Below are 18,328 nucleotides of genomic sequence, written 5' to 3'. Positions count from 1 at the left end.
ACAGGCGTTGAACCCGGTGATCGACTCCAGGAGGCGTCATGCCCGCAACGCGAACCGAGGACACCTCGACCGAGGTCGTCCGCTGGGCGGCCTTCAGCTGCGTCCTGGTCCCCGTGGTGCTGCTCTGGTACGGCACCTCGCTCGGCGGCGCGATCGGCACCGCGCTGGGCCTCGCCGCGGTCACCGCCGCCTGCCGGCTGCTGCTGCGCCGCTCGGAGCGCTGTCCGGTCCGGCTGCTGGAGGAGCCGCCGCCGCAGCGCGGGCGCCATCAGCGCACGGGGAGCGTCACCCACCGCGGAGGGCACCGCTCCGCGCCCCCGGCGCACACGGAGGGAAACTCACCGGTCGGCTGACCGGTTTCCGCGCCCCTACCCGTCTCTTTTCAGCCAACTTCTGGATACCGCCCCCGACGGGCCCCGAACACCCGCCACCCCCCGTTCGACCTGCAAGGAAAGGGTCCCGGGGGCCTCCCGCACCCTACGTGGATTGGCCACCGCGACGAGGCGCACTTCCCTGCGCCCTCCCCGAGTGCAACGCTTCGTGATCGAATGCTTTACGCCAAGTTGTCATGTCGACTTTCCGTGGGGTGGCGAACCGGTCACCGCGGCTTGGCGGGACACAGTAGATTCGATCTTGACTGTCTTACGGCGGGGGACTCGTGCAGGACCGAGGGGAAACGTGCAGGAGCGACACAACCGAGGAGCCGCGACCACCGAGGGGGGCTTAGCAGGATGAGCCACGACTCCACTGCCGCGCCGGAAGCCGCGGCCCGGAAGCTGTCCGGGCGACGTCGCAAGGAGATCGTCGCGGTGCTGCTGTTCAGCGGCGGCCCCATTTTCGAGAGTTCCATTCCGCTGTCGGTGTTCGGGGTTGACCGCCAGGACGCCGGCGTTCCGCGCTACCGCTTGCTGGTGTGCGCGGGCGAGGAAGGCCCCCTGCGGACCACAGGAGGCCTGGAACTCTCCGCACCACACGGGCTGGAGGCGATCTCACGCGCGGGCACGGTCGTCGTACCGGCCTGGCGCTCGATCACCTCACCGCCACCGGAGGAGGCGCTCGACGCACTGCGCCGGGCGCACGAGGAAGGTGCCCGCATCGTCGGGCTGTGCACCGGTGCCTTCGTGCTCGCCGCGGCCGGCCTGCTGGACGGCCGCCCGGCGACGACCCACTGGATGTACGCACCGACGCTGGCCAAGCGCTATCCGTCGGTCCACGTGGATCCGAGGGAACTCTTCGTGGACGACGGAGACGTCCTGACGTCCGCCGGTACGGCGGCCGGAATCGACCTCTGCCTCCACATCGTGCGCACGGACCACGGCAACGAGGCGGCCGGCGCGCTCGCCCGCCGCCTGGTGGTCCCGCCGCGCCGCTCGGGCGGGCAGGAGCGCTACCTCGACAGGTCTTTACCCGAGGAGATCGGCGCCGACCCGCTCGCCGAGGTCGTCGCCTGGGCGCTGGAGCATCTCCACGAGCAGTTCGACGTGGAGACGCTGGCCGCGCGCGCGTACATGAGCCGGCGTACGTTCGACCGCCGCTTCCGTTCGCTGACCGGTAGCGCTCCGTTGCAGTGGCTGATCACGCAGCGGGTGCTGCAGGCCCAGCGGCTGCTGGAGACGTCGGACTACTCGGTGGACGAGGTCGCGGGCCGCTGCGGCTTCCGCTCCCCGGTGGCACTGCGCGGCCACTTCCGCCGGCAGCTGGGCTCGTCCCCGGCGGCGTACCGCGCGGCGTACCGGGCGAGGCGCCCGCAGGCGGAGAAACCGGCCGAGGCCGACCCGGCGCAGCAGTCCGCCGCGCCGGCCGGACCGCACCCCGGCGCCCACGCCCCGGCGGCCCTGCACCCGGACCCCCCGGTCCCCTTGCAGTCCCGCCGCGCTCCCGTAGGCGCCCTGAGTTCGGCATCGCCGGCGCACCTGACCCTGCCGGGCCAGCGCAGCGGCTCCTGAACAAGCGAGGGGCCCGTGGGGATCACCGTCCCCACGGGCCCTTCGCGTTGCCCCCGTCGTCCTGCGGGACCCGAAGGGGGCGCGGGGAACCGTGCGACCGGCCACAGCGCACCCGCAGACGAACGTGCACCAAGCATCCGCGGGCCACCCCCGCCCCCGTAAGGTGAGACACATGAACGATCGCATGGTGTGGATCGACTGCGAGATGACCGGCCTCTCGCTGTCCGACGACGCGCTCATCGAGGTGGCCGCCCTCGTCACCGACTCCGAGCTCAACGTGCTCGGCGAAGGCGTCGACATCGTCATCCGCCCGCCGGACCGCGCCCTGGAGACGATGCCGGAAGTGGTGCGGCAGATGCACACCGCCTCCGGACTGCTCGCCGAGCTCCCGAACGGCACGACCCTGCAGGACGCCGAGGAGCAGGTCCTGGCGTATGTGAAGGAGTACGTGAAGGAACCCGGCAAGGCTCCTCTCTGCGGCAACTCCGTCGGCACGGACCGCGGCTTCCTGCTGCGCGACATGCCCACCCTGGAGGACTACCTCCACTACCGCATCGTCGACGTCTCCTCCGTCAAGGAGCTGGCCCGCCGCTGGTACCCGAGGGCCTACTTCAACAGCCCGGAGAAGAACGGCAACCACCGCGCCCTCGCCGACATCCGCGAGTCCATCGCGGAGCTGCGCTACTACCGCGAGGCGATCTTCGTCCCCCAGCCCGGCCCGGACTCCGACACCGCGAAGACGATCGCGGCCAAGCACGTCCTCCCAGCTCAACCGCACTGATCGGGTCCCCCGAAGGGGGCGCCGCGAAAGGCGGGCGCGAGCACCCCTTCGGACCCTGTACACTTTTTCTCGGCCGGTCAGGGAGACGGAAGAATCCCGGTGCCGGTCATGGTGGGTGTAGCTCAGCTGGTAGAGCACCTGGTTGTGGTCCAGGATGCCGCGGGTTCGAGTCCCGTCACTCACCCTGAGTGATCAGCCGGTGACCTTGTATCGAGGTCACCGGCTGATTGCGTTCACCGACGCTTCCCCGGGGGCCGCCCTGCACGCCGAGCCGCTTCGCACCAGCCGCCTGGACCTCGTACCCCTGCGCCTCGAGCACGCGATGGAGATGGCCGGGGTGTTGTCCGATCCCGCGCTGCACACCTTCATCGGTGGCACGCCGCTCGGCGCACAAGCGCTGCGCGCCCGCTACGAGCGGCTCGTCGCCGGTTCGCCCGACCCCGCCGTCTCCTGGTGCAACTGGGTGCTGCGGCTGCGGGCGGAGGACCTGCTGATCGGCACCGTGCAGGCCACGGTGGACACGCCGGCCGCCGAGGCCGCCGTCGCGTGGGTCGTCGGCACCCCCTGGCAGGGCCACGGCTACGCCGCCGAGGCGGCACGCGGGCTGGTCGACTGGCTGGCCCTGCGGCCGTCGATCCGTACCGTCGTCGCCCATGTCCACCCCGGCCACCTCGCCTCGGCGGCCGTGGCACGGGCAGCCGGCCTGGCTCCCACCGAGGAGGAGCAGGACGGCGAGATCCGCTGGCGCCTCACCTGCTGAGAGGGTTCGGTACGGTGACCCCACCCCGCTCAGGACGACGCCCGCACCACCAGCTCCGCCGCCAGCACCACCTGCCTCCGTACGGCGTCCAGTTCCCGTGACGCCGCCGGCCGGCGGTCCGCGATCTCGGAGAGCAGCAGGTCGATCATCCGCCGTCCCATCTCCTGGATCGGCTGCCGCACGCTCGTGAGGGGCGGCTCCATGTGCCGGGCGATCGCCGAGTCGTCGTAGCCCACGAGCGCCACGTCCTCCGGAATGCGCCGCCCGGCTTCCCGCAGGACCTGCCGCGCCCCGGCCGCCGTGACATCGGAACCGGCGAACACCGCGTCCAGCTCCGGGCAGCGCGCCAGCAGTTCGGTCATCGCCCGCCGGCCGCCCTCCTCGGTGAAGTCGCCGGCCTCGATGAGCATGTCGTCCACGCCCCGCCCCGCGTCGCGCAGCGCGTCCCGGTAGCCCTCGACGCGCCGCTGGGCGCCGTAGACGTCGAGGCGGCCCGTGATGTGGGCGATGCGCGTGCGGCCGCGGGAGAGCAGATGCTCCACCGCCTGCCGCGCCCCGCCGTAGTTGTCCGAGTCCACCGACGGCAGCGCCTCCCCCGCCGAGCGGGGACCGCTGATCACCGCGGGGATCTCCAGCTGGGCCAGCAGGTCGGGCAGCGGATCGTCGGCGTGGACGGAGACCAGCAGGACCCCGTCCACCCGGTGCGCGGCGAGGTACTGGGCGAGCCGCTGCCGCTCGCGGTCGTTGCCCGCGAAGATCAGCAGCAGCTGCATCTCGGTGTCGGTCAGCTCCGCGCCGACGCCGCGCAGCATGTCCGAGAAGTACGGCTCCGCGAAGAAGCGGGTCTCCGGCTCGGGCACGACCAGGGCGATCGCGTCGGTGCGGTTGGCGGCCAGGGCGCGCGCCGCGGTGTTGGGGACGTAGCCCAGTTCGGCGACGGCGGCCTCGACGGCGGCGCGGGTGGCGTCACTGACGCGGGGCGATCCGTTGATCACCCGGGACACCGTGCCCCGGCCGACACCGGCGCGCGCGGCGACCTCCTCGAGGGTGGGCCGGCCCCCGCTCCGTCCCCGCGCTCCGTGGCCTGCCATGGGCTCCGCCTCCCGCCGTCGTCGTCCCGCTGGCCTGGAATCTAACAGTCGCGCCACGCGAGGTGACCGCCCCGTGACGCCCCCGCCGGAACCCCTGACTCCAGTTAACGGCCCGATAACTGAACGCACTTCTCCGCGTCCGTTCCCTTGACACCCCCGCACGAACCCACGACTCTTCAACACATCACCTGTGGGAGCGCTCCCACACCACCTGACACATACATGTCCCGCACGTTCCCCGCCCGAGCCGCAGCGAGCAAGAACGGGCCCAACCACTGCAGTTGGCCGGGGGGTCGGCACGTCAGGCAACAGGAGGACGCAATGCGTACGAGTACCCGCCGGTCCCACCGGCTGACGGCACTGACAGCCGTCGCCGTACTGGCCACGGGACTGCTGGCAGGCTGCGCCAGCGACGACGGCTCGTCGAGTGCCGACAACGGCAGCGGCGGCGGAGGGGGAAACTCAAAGGGCAAGGTGACGCTGTCCGTCGGCACCTTCGGGGTCTTCGGTTACAAGCAGGCCGGACTGTACGACGAGTACATGAAGCTGCACCCGGACGTCGTCGTCAAGGAGAACGTCACCACCAAGACCGACGTCTACTGGCCGAAGGTGCTCACCCGCCTCCAGGCCGGCTCCGGCACCGATGACGTGCAGGCCATCGAGATCGGCAACGTCACGGAGGCCGTCCAGACCCAGGGCGACAAGTTCGTCGACCTCGGCAAGGAGGTCGACAAGTCGCAGTGGCTGGACTGGAAGAACGCCCAGGCCACCACCAAGGACGGCAAGCTCATCGGGCTCGGCACCGACATCGGCCCGATGGCGGTCTGCTACCGCAAGGACCTGTTCGCCAAGGCCGGCATCGAGACCGACCGCACCAAGCTCGCCGCGCTGTGGAAGGGCGACTGGAACAAATACGTCGACCTCGGCAAGCAGTACATGAAGAAGGCGCCGAGCGGCACCAAGTACGTCGACTCCGCCTCCTCCGTCTACAACGCGGTCCTCGGCGGTGAGAGCGAGCGCAACTACGACAAGGACGGCAACGTCGTCTACGACAAGTCCACCGGCGTGAAGAAGGCCTGGACGGCCGCCATGGGCGTGGCGACCAGCGACATGTCGGCCAAGCTGAAGCAGTTCGACAAGTCCTGGGACCAGGCCTTCGCCAACGGCACCTTCGCCACCGTCGCCTGCCCCGCCTGGATGATCGGCTACATCGAGGAGAAGTCCGGCCCGGCCGGCAGCGGCAAGTGGGACGTGGCGGCGGCCCCGACCGCGGCCAACTGGGGCGGTTCCTTCATCGGCGTGCCGAAGGCGAGCAAGCACCAGAAGGAGGCCATCGAGCTGGCGAAGTGGCTGACCGCGCCCGAGCAGCAGGCGAAGGTCTTCGCCAAGCAGGCGAGCTTCCCGTCCGTCCCGTCGGCGTACGCGAGCCTGAAGCCGCAGGCCGACACCCAGGCGTACTTCTCGAACGCCCCGCTGACGCAGATCTTCTCCGACGCGGCCAAGACCATCCCGGCGCAGCCGCTCGGCCCGAAGGACAAGCCGATCGACACCGCGATCTGTGACATCGGCATCGTCCAGGTCGAGCAGAAGGGCAAGTCGCCCGAGCAGGGCTGGGACGCGGCCACCAAGGAGATCAAGGACGTGCTCGGCCAGTGACCAGCTCCGAGCAGGCTCTCGCGCATCCCGCGTCGAGCGCCGAGGCCGCGCCCGGCTCCCAGCCGGGCGCGGCCCGGGGCGCTCACGGTCGCGGTACGCCGCCGGCGGACAGGGGCTCCTGGCGCAGCCGGCTGTACCGCTGGGACATGAAGGCGGCGCCGTACGCGTTCATCTCCCCGTTCTTCGTGATCTTCGGCGCCTTCTCGCTGGTGCCGCTGCTGTACACCGCCTGGTACTCGCTGCACCATGTGCAGCTGTCCAACCTGGACGGGCAGAGCTGGGCGGGCCTCGCGAACTACAAGTCGCTGCTGTCCTCGGAGTTCTTCTGGAACGCCCTGCAGAACACCTTCACCATCGGGCTGATCTCCACCGTGCCGCAGCTGGCGGCCGCGCTCTGGCTGGCGCATCTGCTGAACTTCCGGCTGCGCGGCTCCACCGTGTGGCGGGTGGTGATGCTCACCCCGTACGCCACCTCGGTGGCGGCGGCGACGCTGGTGTTCGCGCTGCTGTTCTCTCCCGAGAAGAACGGCATCGTCAACTGGGCGCTCGACCTGCTCGGCATGAACCCGGTGAACTGGCACGAATCCGACTGGGGTTCGCAAGCGGCGGTGTCCTCGATCGTGATCTGGCGGTGGACCGGATACAACGCGCTGATCTATCTGGCGGCGATGCAGGCGATCCCGGCCGACCTCTACGAGTCGGCGGCGATCGACGGCGCGAACCGCTGGCAGCAGTTCCGCAACGTGACGATCCCGATGCTGCGGCCGACGATCCTGTTCACCGTGGTCGTCTCCACGATCGGCGCGACCCAGCTCTTCGGTGAGCCACTCCTGTTCGGCGGCGTGAGCGGCTCCAAGGGCGGCTCGGAGCACCAGTTCCAGACCCTCGGTCTGTACATGTACGACCAGGGTTTCATCATCGGCAATCTCGGCAAGGCGTCCGCGATCGCCTGGACCATGCTGCTGCTCCTGCTGATCGTCGCCGCGCTCAACCTGCTGGTCTCCCGACGGCTGAGGAGGGCGCAATGACGACCGGTGAACTGACCCTGCCCGGGAAGACCGCTTCCGGAAAGGCCCCCCGCCGGGTGATGGGCGCGGGCAAGCAGCTGCACGCCGGCCCTCTCACCTATGCCGTGCTGGTGGTGTTCGCGCTCGTCTCGCTGGCCCCGCTGGTGTGGACGGCGATCGCCGCCTCGCGCACCAACACGCGCCTGGCGCAGACCCCGCCGCCGCTGTGGTTCGGCGGGAACCTGTTCAAGAACCTTCAAACCGCCTGGGACCAGGCCGGGATGGGCACCGCGATGCTCAACACCACGTTCGTCGCGGGCACGATCACCGTGGGCACGGTGCTGTTCTCGACGCTGGCCGGGTTCGCCTTCGCCAAGCTGCGGTTCCGGTTCTCCACGACACTGCTGCTGCTCACCATCGGCACGATGATGATCCCGCCGCAGCTGGCCGTCGTACCGCTGTATCTGTGGATGACGGACCTGCACTGGGCGAACCATCTGCAGACGGTGATCCTGCCGACCCTGGTGAGCGCCTTCGGTACGTTCTTCATGCGGCAGTACCTGGTGCAGGCGCTGCCGACCGAGCTGATCGAGGCGGCCCGGGTGGACGGCGCGTCCAGCCTCAGGGTCGTGTGGCACGTCGTCTTCCCGGCGGCCCGCCCGGCGATGGCGGTGCTCGGGCTGCTGACGTTCGTGATGGCCTGGAACGACTTCCTGTGGCCGATCATCGCGCTGAACGGCGACAACCCGACCGTGCAGGTGGCCCTGAACCAGCTGGGCACCGGTTACATCCCCGACGACTCGGTGATCATGGCGGGCGCGCTGCTCGGCACGCTGCCGCTGCTGCTGGCGTTCCTGCTGTTCGGCAAGCAGATCGTCGGCGGCATCATGCAGGGCGCGGTCAAGGGCTGACCGCGCGCCGCACCACCGCGGGGGCCGGGTCACCGCCGTCTCGGCCCCTTCCCTTCCTTCCCCTCACTCGTCGGTCTCCACGACCACCAAGGTCTCCATGACCCACCAAGGTCTCCACGACCACCAATGGGAGCGCTTCCATGACTGAGTCCGTGAACCCGGGCAACCCGGTGACGTTTCCCCCCGCCTTCCTCTGGGGCGCCGCGACCTCCGCGTACCAGATCGAGGGGGCGGTGCGGGAGGACGGCCGCACCCCCTCGATCTGGGACACCTTCAGCCATACGCCCGGCAAGACCGCCGGCGGCGAGACCGGTGACATCGCGGTGGACCACTACCACCGCTTCCGCGAGGACGTGGCGCTGATGGCCGAGCTGGGCCTGAACGCCTACCGCTTCTCCGTCTCCTGGCCGCGGGTGCAGCCCACCGGCCGCGGGCCGGCCGTCCAGCGCGGCCTGGACTTCTACCGCCGGCTGGTCGACGAGCTGCTGGCCCACGGCATCAAGCCGGCCGTCACCCTCTACCACTGGGACCTGCCGCAGGAACTGGAGGACGCGGGCGGCTGGCCGGAGCGGGACACCGCCTACCGGTTCGCCGAGTACGCCCACATCGTCGGCGAGGCGCTCGGCGACCGGGTGGAGCAGTGGATCACCCTGAACGAGCCCTGGTGCAGCGCCTTCCTCGGGTACGGCTCCGGCGTGCACGCCCCCGGCCGCACCGACCCCGTGGCCTCGCTGCGGGCGGCGCACCACCTGAACCTGGCGCACGGGCTCGGCACGTCGGCGCTGCGCTCGGTCATGCCGGCCCGCAACGAGGTGGCGATCAGCCTCAACTCCTCGGTGGTGCGCCCGCTGTCGCAGACCCCGCAGGACCTCGCCGCGGCCCGCCGCATCGACGACCTGGCCAACGGCGTCTTCCACGGGCCGATCCTGCACGGGGCGTACCCGCGGACCCTGCTGGAGGCCACCTCCTCGCTCACCGACTGGTCCTTCGTGCAGCCGGGTGACCTGGAGCTGATCCGCCAACCACTGGACGCGCTCGGCCTGAACTACTACACGCCCGCGCTGGTCTCCGCCGCCGACCCGGACGCACCGCCGGTGCGGGCCGACGGCCACGGCGCCAGCGAACACTCCCCCTGGCCGGGCGCCGACGACGTGGCCTTCCACCAGACGCCGGGCGAGCGCACCGAGATGGGCTGGACCATCGACCCGACGGGCCTGCACGAGCTGATCATGCGCTACTCGCGCGAGGCGCCCGGGCTGGCGCTGTACGTCACGGAGAACGGCGCCGCCTACGACGACAAGCCCGACGCCGACGGCCTGGTGCACGACCCCGAGCGCATCGCCTACCTGCACGGCCATCTGTCGGCGGTGCGCCGCGCCCTCACCGACGGCGCCGACGTGCGCGGCTACTACCTGTGGTCCCTGATGGACAACTTCGAGTGGGCGTACGGCTACGGCAAGCGCTTCGGCGCGGTCTACGTCGACTACGTCACCCTGGACCGCACCCCGAAGTCCAGCGCCCACTGGTACGGCCGGGCGGCCCGCACCGGCGCACTGCCGCCGGTGGAGGCCGCCTAGGTTCTGCCGGGCGGGGCGGTCACTGGTAGGACGCGAACGCCTTGGAGAAGGCGGAGGGGTCCTGGGCGATCGAGCTGCAGGTGGCGTCGGCGGAGGGCTTGGGGCCGCCGGCGCAGGCCTTGTCACGGGCGGCCGACCACATCGACAGCCAGCCCAGGCCCTTGGACTTGGCGAAGGTCACCAGCTGGGCGGCGTCGTCGACCTTGAAGACCTCGGAGGAGACGTCGTTGACGCCGATCATCGGGGTCACCGCGACGGCCTTCCAGGCCGCGCTGTCGGACAGCCCGAGGACGCCCTTGACCTGCGCCTGGGTGGCGGTGGCGGCCTGCTCGGCGTAGGTGCCCATGTCGCCGCTGTAGGCGGGGCCGTAGTCCATCGCCATGATGTTGACGGCCGTGATCCTCACGCCGTTCGACTTGGCGCCCGACAGCAGGTTCACGCCGTCCTGGGTGAGGCCCTCGGGCATGACCGGCAGGGTGAAGGAGACGTCCAGGCCGGGGTGGCTCTGCTGGAGCCTGGCGATGGCCTGGGCGCGGCGGGTGTTGGCGGCCGTGTTCGGCAGCGCGCCGCCCTCGATGTCGAAGTCGACCTTGGTGAGCCGGTACGCGTCGATCGCCTTGCCGTAGGCCGCCGCCAGCGCGTCCGCCGAGGAGCAGGACGTGGCGAGTTCGGTGCCGCTGGCGCCGCCGAAGGAGACCCGGACGTCGCCGCCCTTGGCGCGCAGGGCGCCGATCTGGCCTGCCACGGCGTCGGCGGTGAGGTCGGTGACGCCGCCCCACTTGGGGGTGCAGCCGCCGCCGTCGGTGACGAAGGCGAGGTTGTAGTTCTTCACGCCGGTCGCGTCGGCGTTCGCGAGCAGGTCGAACGCCGGGTAGAGGGAGGTGTCGACGTACGGGGCGAAGCCGGCGGCCGTCGTCGTGCCGTTGCCGCTGGTGGGGGACGGGGGGGCGGTGGGCGTCCGGGTGGGCTCGGCGGTCGCGGTGGGCTCGGCGGTCGTGGTGGGCTTGGCGGTCGGGGTCGCGGTCGGCGTGGGGGTCTGCGACTGGGTGGGGCGGCCGCTGGGCTCCGGGGTGGCACCGCCGTCGGCGGAACACGCGCCGCCGTCGATACGGCAGCCCGACGGGTCGCCGGTGCCGTCGACGACGAAGCCGACGGTGGCCGACTCGCCCGCTTTCAGGCCGTCGGTGTCCCACTTCGGGGGCGTCACGGTGACGTGCCGTCCGCTGACGCTCGACTCGCCGTTCCACAGGGAGCCGAGCTTCGCGCCGGCCGGCAGATCGAACTCGAGCGTCCAGGTCTTCTCCGCCCGGCCGCTGTTGTTGGTGACGACGTACTGCGCGGTGTAGCCGGTCGACCAGCTACTGGTCTTCGTGTACGCGGCGTTCACCCCGGCCGCGTTCGCCGTGCCGGTGAGCAGGAACGCGCCGCCGCCGGCCACGGCTGCGGCCACCAGGCCGCCTATCGCCTTGTTCCTGCCACTGATCCTGCGCCGGTGCGTGCTCATGCGTGCCTGCCTTCGCTGTTCGCGGGGGGTGTGGTGCGGCAGCACGCTAGCGAGCCCGAACCGGACAAAAACCCTGATGCAGACGGCGGTTGAGGTTCTTAGGCCGGGCTTAAGGAAGGGATCGGGACCGGTTAAAGGTAGAGACCAATTCGGGGAGCCCGGGGGCGGGGCGTCACCGTGCGGAGAGCCGGCGACGCCGCCGTACGCTCCCGCGGTGACCGCGCCCGGCGGGGGTGCGGCGGCCGTCCAGTTGGATCCAGATCCGCACCTCCGCGCCGCCCAGCACCGACGGCCCGACGCGCACATCACCGCCGGTGGACTCCGCGAGCCGGCGCACGATGTCCAGCCCGAGCCCGGTCGAGCCGTCGCTGCCCGAGCCCCGGCCGCGGGCCATCGCCGCCTCGGGGTCGGATATGCCGGGTCCGGCGTCGGAGACGAGCACGATCACCGCGTCCTCGCCGTTGTGCACGTCGACCGCGAAGGCCGTGCCCTGCGGGGTGTGCCGGAAGACGTTGCCCAGCAGCGCGTCCAGCCCCGCCGCGAGGTCGGCGCGGGCCACGGGTATGCGCACCGGGCGTTCCACCCCGGCCACCCGCCACTTGCGGCCCTCGTCCTCGGCGAGCGCCGACCAGAACTCCATCCGCTCCCGGACCACTTCGGCCGCGTCACAGCCCGCGCCGGGCCCGGCCGCCGCGGTCTGCGGCTTGGCTTCGCGCGCCGTGCGGATGATGGTGTCCACCTCCCGCTCCAGCTGCTCGACGGCGGCCCGGGTCTGCTCGGCGGCGGGTGTGTCACCGAGCGAGGCGGCGTTCAGGCGCAGCACGGTCAGCGGGGTGCGCAGCCGGTGGGACAGGTCGGCCGCCAGCTCCCGCTCGTTGGCGAGGAGGTGGACGACCTGATCGGCCATGGAGTTGAACGCGACCGCGGCGAGCCGCAGTTCGGTCGGCCCCTCCTCCGGCACCCGGGCGCCGAGCTTGCCCTCGCCCAGTTCATGCGCGCCCTCGACCAGCCGCTGCGCCGGGCGGACCATCCGGACGCCCAGCCGGTCGGCGACCGCGACCGAGCCGACGACCAGCGCCGCGCCGACCCCGGCGAGCACCGCCCAGGCCGTGCCCACACCGTTGCTGACCTCGGCCTCGGGGACGTACACCTCGACGACGACGGTGCCGAGGCTGAGCGCCACGGGCTGGAGCAGGACGGAACCGCCGGGCACCTGGGCGGTGGAGGCACGGCCCAGTCTGCGGACCGCCTCGATGTCCTGGGCGGTGGCGCGTCGGCGACCGAGGTCGAGGGCGGGTGTGCCGTCGCCGGCCGGCAGGTGGATCGCCATGCCGTCGCCGGTGCCGGCCGAGGCGACGACCCGCTCCAGCTGCTCGCGGTCGGTCGTGATGGACAGCGCGGGCACCACGACCGCCGCCTGCCGTTCGGCGTTGGAGAAGGCGCGGTCGCGGGCCATCTCCTTGATGACGAGTCCGAGCGGCACGGCGAAGGCGACCACGACCATCGTGGTGACCGCCAGGCAGACCCTCACCAGTGCCCACCTCATCGCGGCGGCTCCGCTTCCTGCGGTGGTTCCAGCTTGACGCCGACCCCGCGCAGGGTGTGCAGATAGCGCGGGCTGGCGGCGGTCTCGCCCAGTTTGCGGCGCAGCCAGGACAGATGGACGTCGATGGTCTGGTCGTCGCCGTAGGACTGCTGCCACACCTCGGCGAGCAGCTCGCGGCGGGGGACGACCACGCCGGGACGGCCGGCGAGGAAGGCCAGCAGGTCGAACTCGCGCCGGGTGAGGTCGAGGCGCACCCCGTCCAGTTCGGCCTGGCGGCGCAGCGGGTCGACGGTGAGGCCGCCGACCCGGATCACCGTGGACGGCGGGGCGTCCGCCGTGCCGGCCCGGGCGCGGCGCAGCACGGCGGCCATGCGCGCCGAGAGGTGCTCCGGGGAGAACGGCTTGGTGAGGTAGTCGTCCGCCCCGGCGTTCAGCAGCCGGACGATCTCCGTCTCGTCGTCCCGGGCCGTGGCGATGATCACCGGGACGTCGGTGATGCCGCGCAGCATCTTCAGTGCCTCGGAGCCGTCCAGGTCGGGCAGTCCGAGGTCCAGGATGACGACGTCGAAACGGAAATGGGCGACCTCGCGCAGCGCCTCCAGCGCCGTGCCGACGCTGCGCACCGTGTGGGTGGCGTCGGTCAGATGCCGGATGAGCGCCGAGCGTACGAACTGGTCGTCCTCGACCACGAGAACACTTGCCATGCGCGGCACCGTACGCCATGCGCGGGACGCCGGTGGGAGGCTGTGGACAACTCCGGGGCTGTGGAGAACCGGCCGTGTCGCGGGGGCCGGGCGCGGGCCGGTCCGGGGGACACGGGAGTGACGGGTGAGGCAGTATGGCCGGCGATGCGCAGAGGACTCGTACACGTACTGGCGTGGTCGCTCGCCACGGGCGCGGCCGTCACGCTGTCGTGGTGGGGCGTGCACACGGTGATGGCGGGCACCGTCTACGACCCGCCGCGCGCCCTGCCGATCACGGCGGCGCAGGCGACGACGCAGGGCGCCGGGCCACGGGTGTCGTCCACGGCCCGGTCCGCGCCGCCGGCCGCCACGTCACGGCCCTCGGCGTCGCCCGCGCCGAGCCGCCGGCCGCCCGCCTCCTCCCGCCCGCCGGCCGGCTCCCCGAGTCCGTCCGCGACCGCCTCGGGCCGGGTCAGGAGCTATGACTCCAAGGGCGGCCGCGTGGTGTTCGACATCGGCCCGTCCAGCGCGTCCCTGGTGTCGGCCGCCCCGAACCCGGGCTGGTCGATGCAGTGGTGGAAGACCGAGTCGTGGATCCGGGTGGAGTTCTCCTCCGGCGCGGACCGGGTGTCGGTCTTCTGCACCTGGCACGACGGGCCACCGCGGGTGGACGTCGGCACGTACTGAAGGCGGTGCCTAACCGAACACCGACGGCGGTGGGGCCGGGGACGCCACGGCGGCCGCGTCGGTGACGGGGGCGGCGCCGCCGGTGAAGTCCCGCAGCGCCTTGCCGTGCTCGACCCGGCCGGGGTGCGGGTCGGATGCCGCACGGCGGGTCAGTTCGGCGACGGGCAGAGGCGCGTCGGAGGCCACGAGCACCGCGTTGCCGAACCGCTTGCCCCGCAACACCGCCGGGTCGGCGATCAGCGCCACCTCGGCGAACCGCGCGGCGGCACTGGCGATCTGGCCGCGCAGATGGGCCAGCGGCGGGCCGTCGGCGATGTTCGCGGCGTACACACCGCCCGGCCCGAGCGCCCGGCGGACCTCGTCCAGGAACTCGGTGGAGGTGAGGTGGGCGGGGGTGCGGGCGCCGCTGAAGACGTCCGCGACGAGCAGGTCCGCCCAGCCGTCCGGGACCTTGCCGAGGCCCTCGCGGGCGTCGGCCGACCGGACCCGGATGCGGGCGGCGGGGTCCAGCGGAAGTTCCCGGCGCACCAGCTGGACCAGGGCGGCGTCCCGCTCGACGACCTGCTGGGTGGAGCGGGGGCGGGTGGCGGCGACGTAGCGGGCCAGGGTGAGGGCGCCGCCGCCGAGGTGCACGGCGTGGACCGGTTTGCCGGGCGGGGCGGCCAGGTCGATGACGTGGCCGATGCGGCGCTGGTACTCGAAGGAGAGGTACGCCGGGTCGTCCAGGTCGACGTGCGACTGCGGCGCGCCGTCCACCAGCAGCGTCCAGGCCCGCGAACGGTCCCGGTCGGGGACCAGCTCCGCGGTTCCGCCGTCGACCTGCTCCACGACGGCATCGGCGGCGGCCTGCCGGCGCCCGGAGTTCCTGGACTTGCCCATCCGGCCATTATCCGGGGTTGCCGGGTACGGGGAGTGCGCGTGAGGTGATCGGGCACTGGGCGGGGGTGGGCCCGCGGGGTGGGGTGGGTGCGCGGGGTTCGGGACGCGCGCGTGCGGGTGCGCGGCGCCGGGGCGTACGGCGACAGGTCAGCGGCAGCTGTCCGCCGCTTCGATCAGGCGGGCCGCCTCGCCCAGTGCGCGGCGCAGGACCGCCGGGTCGGTCGCCCCGTCGGAGCCGCCGGGAGGAAGCAGCCAGGCGGAGCCTTCCACCGGCGATTCCGGCGATTCCGGCGATCCGGGCGATTCCGGCGTGAGCCGCAGCCCGCGGCCGTCCGTCTCGGTGCAGGTGCTGCCCGGGACGTCCCAGCCGGCCGCCGTGCCGGGCGGGACGAGGAAGGCGAGGGTGCCGCAGCCGAGGTCGTGCAGGACGGGGCCGACCGCGTCCGAGGCGCCTCGGCGCAGGATGTCGACGGCCTCCAGGCCCTGGCGGGTCGGCACGGTGACGAGGTCGCACGCGTCCGGGGTGCCGGGCGCGGCACTGCCTCCCGGTCTCGGCGGGTGCGCCTCCGGCGCCGGCGGCGTACCCGGTGCCGTACACGGTGCGATGCTCCGGCTGGTCTCCATCCCGGCCTCCACCACGCGATTCCTTGGCCCCTGTCGCGGATCGCCACGGCCGGTTGCGAGCGGCCTGTCGCGGTCCACCGGGTTCAACGCGCGGTCGTGTCAACGGCTACGGCGAAAGTCCGCCGCAAAGGATGGCAGTTCATGGCAGATCGGGGGTGGGATATCCGGTTTGTAGCTAAACACTGCGTGGCGGGGCGACCACAGCAGGTACGTTCTTGCCGCCGGACAACAGGGTGATCACCCCGATACAGGGGCAACTCACCCCGGCTCCGGCATGGTTCGACGGTTCGCACGAGAGGACCCGGCCATGGCGTCGTCAACGGTGAACGCTGCCCCAGCGTCCCAGCCCAACCGGCCACCGCGGCCCAACCTCGTCTTCCGGCAGCTGCGCGGAGCACGCTCACCGGCCGAGTTCGCCGCGCTGGTGAGGCGCGCGGCTCGGGAGATCGGTGAGCGGGTCAGCTGCGACGCGCGCTACATCGGGCGGGTCGAGGCGGGCGAGATCCGCTGTCCCAACTACGCCTACGAGCGGGTGTTCCTGCACATGTTCCCGGGCCGCACGCTCGTGGACCTGGGTTTCGCACCCCGCTCGGCGGTACGCGGGCGGGCGGCGCGCGTGCCGGTCGCCCGCGGTGCTGAACCGGGCGGGGGCGTCGAACCGTATGAGCCGCAGGACCCGTACGACACGCACCACCACGACCATGAGGAGAGCGACGTGCTGCGTCGCGCATTCATCAGCGGCGGAGGCGCCACGGTGGCCGCCGCCTCGCTGGGCCCCATCGGGCTCGCCCCCGACGCCGCTGCGTCCGCGCGCCCCGCGGGCCTGGTGCGCCTCACCCGTCCCGCGCGCCGCGTCGGGACGAGCGAGGCGAGCGCCCTGGAAGAGGCCGTCCGCCGGATCCGGGTGCTGGACGACCGGCACGGCGCCGACGGCCTGTACCGGAGGGCGGCCGCCCCGCTGCGCGCCGCATACGCGCTGCTGGACGCCGGCGCGACCCGGCAGGCGACCGCGGACCGGTTGCACGCGGGCGCGGGTGAGCTGGCCATCTCGGTGGGGTGGCTGGCGCACGACTCGGGGCGCTTCGAGGACGCGCGTTCGCACTACGCCGAGGCGCTGGCCACCGCGCGGATGACCGGGGACGCGGGGCTGGAGGCGCACGCCTTCTGCAACATGGCGTTCCTCGCCCGGGACGCGGGTCGGCCGCGGGAGGCGGTGCGGGCGGCGCAGGCCGCGCAGCGGGTCGCCCGGCCGCTGGGGTCGGCGCGGCTGATGTCGCTGCTGTCACTGCGGGAGGCCGGCGGCTGGGCGGGGCTCGCGGACCGGTTCGGGTGCGAACAGGCGCTGGCGCGGGCCCAGGCGCTGTTCGCACGGGGGCCGTCGGACGCCGACCCGGAGTGGATGAGCTTCTACGGCGAGGCGGAGCTGGCCGGGCTCGAGGCGCAGTGCTGGTCGACGCTCGGGGACTGGGACCGGGCGGCGCGGCAGGCGCGTCGTGCGGCGCGGTTGCAGGACCCGCACTTCACGCGGAACACGGCGCTGTACACGGCGGAGCTGGCGGACGACCTGGCCCGCGGGGGGCGGCCGGACGAGGCGGCCGCGGCGGGGCTGACGGTGCTCGGGCTGCTGGACCAGGTGCAGTCGTCGCGCGTGCAGAGCATGCTGGCGGGGACCGCGCGGGTGCTGCTGCCGCATCGGCGGGCTTCGGGGGTGGGGGCGTTCCTGGAGCGGCATGCGTCCTTGCCGCGCATGCCGTGAGCCTGCGGCGCCGGGTCGTGAGTCGTCCGCGGGTCGGGTGGTGGCCGGTCGCGCAGTTCCCCGCGCCCCCTGGCAGCGGCGCCGGGTGCCGGGTGAACGTCGGGTGTGCGGCCGGTCCCGGTCAACCCGCCAGGTGGCCCACGTCGTTCCAGGATTCGAGGGCCGGTTCGCCGTAGGCCCAGCCGAGGGTGGACAGGGACGTCGGGTTCAGGCGGATGCGGGAGGCGAAGTCCAGGGGGAGGCCCAGCCAGCGGGCGCCGATCGCGCGCAGGATGTGGCCGTGCGCGAAGACCAGGACGTCGCGGTCCGCCGAGCGGGCCCAGGCGACGACCTCGTCGGCGCGGGCGGTCACCTCGGCCAGGGTCTCGCCCTCGGGCACCCCGTCGCGCCAGATGAACCAGCCGGGGCGCAGCGCCTGTATCTCGGCCGGGGTCAGGCCCTCGTAGGCGCCGTAGTCCCATTCCATGAGCGTGTCCCACCGGGTGGCGCGGTCGCCGAAGCCGGCCAGCTCGCACGTCTCACGCGCGCGTGCCAGCGGGCTCGTGCGGACCTCCACGTCGGGCAGGCCGTCCAGCGGCGCCCGGTGCAGCCGTTCGCCGAGCAGCTTGGCCCCGCGCCTGCCCTCCTCGAGCAGCGGGATGTCCGTCCTGCCGGTGTGCCTGCCGGACAGCGACCACTCGGTCTGTCCGTGCCGTGCCAGCAGGATGCGCGGTGCCATGCGAGGGGCCTTTCGGGTCCGGAAGGGGGTTCCTCTCCATCATCGCGTACCCCCGTCGCGGGCAACCCGGTGGGCGGTGGTGACGTCTTCCCGGACCGGGGGCGGCCCGCCGCGGGTGCCGTCCACGCCGTAGAGTGACTCCCCCGCATCGGCTGGGTGATCCCGGCGCGAAGACCCGCGAACAGCAGTGAGAAGAAGGGGG

At 72.5% G+C, this 18,328-nt stretch carries 17 protein-coding genes and 1 tRNA gene; 11 read left to right on the top strand and 7 right to left on the bottom strand.

Annotated elements, in window-relative coordinates; translation table 11 throughout:
- Window positions 1-38: 38 nt before the first annotated feature.
- The 5 genes from ACZ64A_RS25875 to ACZ64A_RS25855 all read left to right on the top strand — a co-directional run bounded on the left by ACZ64A_RS25875 (window position 39) and on the right by ACZ64A_RS25855 (window position 3,487).
- Window positions 39-353 carry a hypothetical protein gene (locus tag ACZ64A_RS25875; RefSeq protein ID WP_469813501.1) on the top strand — a complete coding sequence of 105 codons (315 nt, stop codon included), beginning with the start codon at window positions 39-41 and terminating at the stop codon, window positions 351-353.
- 378 nt (window positions 354-731) lie between these two features.
- Window positions 732-1,946, top strand: a complete 1,215-nt coding sequence (locus ACZ64A_RS25870) for a helix-turn-helix domain-containing protein (protein ID WP_469813499.1) — start codon at window positions 732-734, stop codon at window positions 1,944-1,946.
- Window positions 1,947-2,118: 172 nt separating this feature from the next.
- Window positions 2,119-2,727: an oligoribonuclease gene (gene orn / locus ACZ64A_RS25865; protein ID WP_469813498.1), complete on the top strand. Its 609-nt coding sequence runs from the start codon at window positions 2,119-2,121 to the stop codon at window positions 2,725-2,727.
- A gap of 111 nt (window positions 2,728-2,838) precedes the next feature.
- Window positions 2,839-2,911 (top strand) — tRNA-His (locus ACZ64A_RS25860).
- Between the two features lie 75 nt (window positions 2,912-2,986).
- Complete coding sequence (locus tag ACZ64A_RS25855) at window positions 2,987-3,487, top strand: GNAT family N-acetyltransferase (RefSeq protein WP_469813758.1); 501 nt, start codon at window positions 2,987-2,989, stop codon at window positions 3,485-3,487.
- A gap of 29 nt (window positions 3,488-3,516) precedes the next feature.
- Here the strand turns inward: ACZ64A_RS25855 and ACZ64A_RS25850 are convergent, their stop codons facing one another.
- Window positions 3,517-4,578, bottom strand: coding sequence for a LacI family DNA-binding transcriptional regulator (locus ACZ64A_RS25850; RefSeq protein ID WP_469813496.1), 1,062 nt, complete (start codon window positions 4,576-4,578; stop codon window positions 3,517-3,519).
- A 321-nt stretch (window positions 4,579-4,899) separates the two neighbouring features.
- On the opposite strand from ACZ64A_RS25850, the gene ACZ64A_RS25845 reads away from it, so the two are divergent.
- The 4 genes from ACZ64A_RS25845 to ACZ64A_RS25830 all read left to right on the top strand — a co-directional run bounded on the left by ACZ64A_RS25845 (window position 4,900) and on the right by ACZ64A_RS25830 (window position 9,729).
- Window positions 4,900-6,234: an ABC transporter substrate-binding protein gene (locus tag ACZ64A_RS25845; protein WP_469813495.1), complete on the top strand. Its 1,335-nt coding sequence runs from the start codon at window positions 4,900-4,902 to the stop codon at window positions 6,232-6,234.
- On the top strand, window positions 6,231-7,262 hold the full coding sequence (locus ACZ64A_RS25840; RefSeq protein ID WP_469813493.1) for a carbohydrate ABC transporter permease: 1,032 nt from the start codon (window positions 6,231-6,233) through the stop codon (window positions 7,260-7,262). Before ACZ64A_RS25845 ends, ACZ64A_RS25840 begins: the two co-directional genes overlap by 4 nt.
- Window positions 7,259-8,152, top strand: a complete 894-nt coding sequence (locus ACZ64A_RS25835; protein WP_469813492.1) for a carbohydrate ABC transporter permease — start codon at window positions 7,259-7,261, stop codon at window positions 8,150-8,152. Before ACZ64A_RS25840 ends, ACZ64A_RS25835 begins: the two co-directional genes overlap by 4 nt.
- Before the next feature lie 140 nt (window positions 8,153-8,292).
- Entirely contained in the window at window positions 8,293-9,729 is a 1,437-nt protein-coding gene (locus tag ACZ64A_RS25830; RefSeq protein WP_469813490.1) for a GH1 family beta-glucosidase, read from the top strand.
- Between the two features lie 19 nt (window positions 9,730-9,748).
- On the opposite strand, the gene ACZ64A_RS25825 is transcribed toward ACZ64A_RS25830, so the two are convergent.
- From ACZ64A_RS25825 to ACZ64A_RS25815, 3 genes are all read right to left on the bottom strand, one after another.
- The gene (locus ACZ64A_RS25825; protein WP_469813488.1) at window positions 9,749-11,233 is read right to left on the bottom strand and encodes a glycoside hydrolase family 18 protein; all 1,485 of its coding nucleotides are present in this window, start codon (window positions 11,231-11,233) and stop codon (window positions 9,749-9,751) included.
- 172 nt (window positions 11,234-11,405) lie between these two features.
- Complete coding sequence (locus tag ACZ64A_RS25820; protein WP_469813486.1) at window positions 11,406-12,779, bottom strand: sensor histidine kinase; 1,374 nt, start codon at window positions 12,777-12,779, stop codon at window positions 11,406-11,408.
- On the bottom strand, window positions 12,776-13,483 hold the full coding sequence (locus ACZ64A_RS25815; protein ID WP_469813484.1) for a response regulator transcription factor: 708 nt from the start codon (window positions 13,481-13,483) through the stop codon (window positions 12,776-12,778). Before ACZ64A_RS25815 ends, ACZ64A_RS25820 begins: the two co-directional genes overlap by 4 nt.
- Before the next feature lie 144 nt (window positions 13,484-13,627).
- Between ACZ64A_RS25815 and ACZ64A_RS25810 the strand changes: the two genes are divergently transcribed.
- Window positions 13,628-14,149, top strand: coding sequence for a hypothetical protein (locus tag ACZ64A_RS25810; RefSeq protein WP_469813482.1), 522 nt, complete (start codon window positions 13,628-13,630; stop codon window positions 14,147-14,149).
- A gap of 9 nt (window positions 14,150-14,158) precedes the next feature.
- Here ACZ64A_RS25810 and ACZ64A_RS25805 read toward each other — a convergent pair whose 3' ends face one another.
- Both ACZ64A_RS25805 and ACZ64A_RS25800 read right to left on the bottom strand, forming a co-directional pair.
- Window positions 14,159-15,028 carry a spermidine synthase gene (locus ACZ64A_RS25805; protein ID WP_469813480.1) on the bottom strand — a complete coding sequence of 290 codons (870 nt, stop codon included), beginning with the start codon at window positions 15,026-15,028 and terminating at the stop codon, window positions 14,159-14,161.
- A 147-nt stretch (window positions 15,029-15,175) separates the two neighbouring features.
- Window positions 15,176-15,652, bottom strand: a complete 477-nt coding sequence (locus ACZ64A_RS25800) for a hypothetical protein (RefSeq protein WP_469813478.1) — start codon at window positions 15,650-15,652, stop codon at window positions 15,176-15,178.
- Between the two features lie 307 nt (window positions 15,653-15,959).
- Here ACZ64A_RS25800 and ACZ64A_RS25795 point away from each other — a divergent pair, with 307 nt between their 5' ends.
- Window positions 15,960-17,408, top strand: a complete 1,449-nt coding sequence (locus ACZ64A_RS25795) for a hypothetical protein (RefSeq protein ID WP_469813476.1) — start codon at window positions 15,960-15,962, stop codon at window positions 17,406-17,408.
- 121 nt (window positions 17,409-17,529) lie between these two features.
- Here ACZ64A_RS25795 and ACZ64A_RS25790 read toward each other — a convergent pair whose 3' ends face one another.
- Window positions 17,530-18,126, bottom strand: a complete 597-nt coding sequence (locus ACZ64A_RS25790; RefSeq protein WP_469813474.1) for a histidine phosphatase family protein — start codon at window positions 18,124-18,126, stop codon at window positions 17,530-17,532.
- Between the last annotated feature and the right edge of the window lie 202 nt (window positions 18,127-18,328).

The sequence above is a fragment of the Streptomyces sp. NPDC104814 genome, assembly GCF_055583185.1.
The sequence above is the reverse complement of the archived record's forward strand: the minus strand, read 5'-3'. Positions and strand labels throughout refer to the sequence as shown.

What these genes read in the sequence shown, in the direction of transcription:
- ACZ64A_RS25875 (WP_469813501.1), top strand. Translation starts at nt 39, where the DNA reads ATGCCCGCAACGCGAACCGAGGACACCTCGACCGAGGTCGTCCGCTGG.
- ACZ64A_RS25870 (WP_469813499.1), top strand. Translation starts at nt 732, where the DNA reads ATGAGCCACGACTCCACTGCCGCGCCGGAAGCCGCGGCCCGGAAGCTG.
- orn (WP_469813498.1), top strand. Translation starts at nt 2,119, where the DNA reads ATGAACGATCGCATGGTGTGGATCGACTGCGAGATGACCGGCCTCTCG.
- ACZ64A_RS25850 (WP_469813496.1), bottom strand. Translation starts at nt 4,578, where the DNA reads ATGGCAGGCCACGGAGCGCGGGGACGGAGCGGGGGCCGGCCCACCCTC.
- ACZ64A_RS25845 (WP_469813495.1), top strand. Translation starts at nt 4,900, where the DNA reads ATGCGTACGAGTACCCGCCGGTCCCACCGGCTGACGGCACTGACAGCC.
- ACZ64A_RS25835 (WP_469813492.1), top strand. Translation starts at nt 7,259, where the DNA reads ATGACGACCGGTGAACTGACCCTGCCCGGGAAGACCGCTTCCGGAAAG.
- ACZ64A_RS25830 (WP_469813490.1), top strand. Translation starts at nt 8,293, where the DNA reads ATGACTGAGTCCGTGAACCCGGGCAACCCGGTGACGTTTCCCCCCGCC.
- ACZ64A_RS25825 (WP_469813488.1), bottom strand. Translation starts at nt 11,233, where the DNA reads ATGAGCACGCACCGGCGCAGGATCAGTGGCAGGAACAAGGCGATAGGC.
- ACZ64A_RS25820 (WP_469813486.1), bottom strand. Translation starts at nt 12,779, where the DNA reads ATGAGGTGGGCACTGGTGAGGGTCTGCCTGGCGGTCACCACGATGGTC.
- ACZ64A_RS25815 (WP_469813484.1), bottom strand. Translation starts at nt 13,483, where the DNA reads ATGGCAAGTGTTCTCGTGGTCGAGGACGACCAGTTCGTACGCTCGGCG.
- ACZ64A_RS25810 (WP_469813482.1), top strand. Translation starts at nt 13,628, where the DNA reads ATGCGCAGAGGACTCGTACACGTACTGGCGTGGTCGCTCGCCACGGGC.
- ACZ64A_RS25805 (WP_469813480.1), bottom strand. Translation starts at nt 15,028, where the DNA reads ATGGGCAAGTCCAGGAACTCCGGGCGCCGGCAGGCCGCCGCCGATGCC.
- ACZ64A_RS25800 (WP_469813478.1), bottom strand. Translation starts at nt 15,652, where the DNA reads ATGGAGACCAGCCGGAGCATCGCACCGTGTACGGCACCGGGTACGCCG.
- ACZ64A_RS25795 (WP_469813476.1), top strand. Translation starts at nt 15,960, where the DNA reads ATGGCGTCGTCAACGGTGAACGCTGCCCCAGCGTCCCAGCCCAACCGG.
- ACZ64A_RS25790 (WP_469813474.1), bottom strand. Translation starts at nt 18,126, where the DNA reads ATGGCACCGCGCATCCTGCTGGCACGGCACGGACAGACCGAGTGGTCG.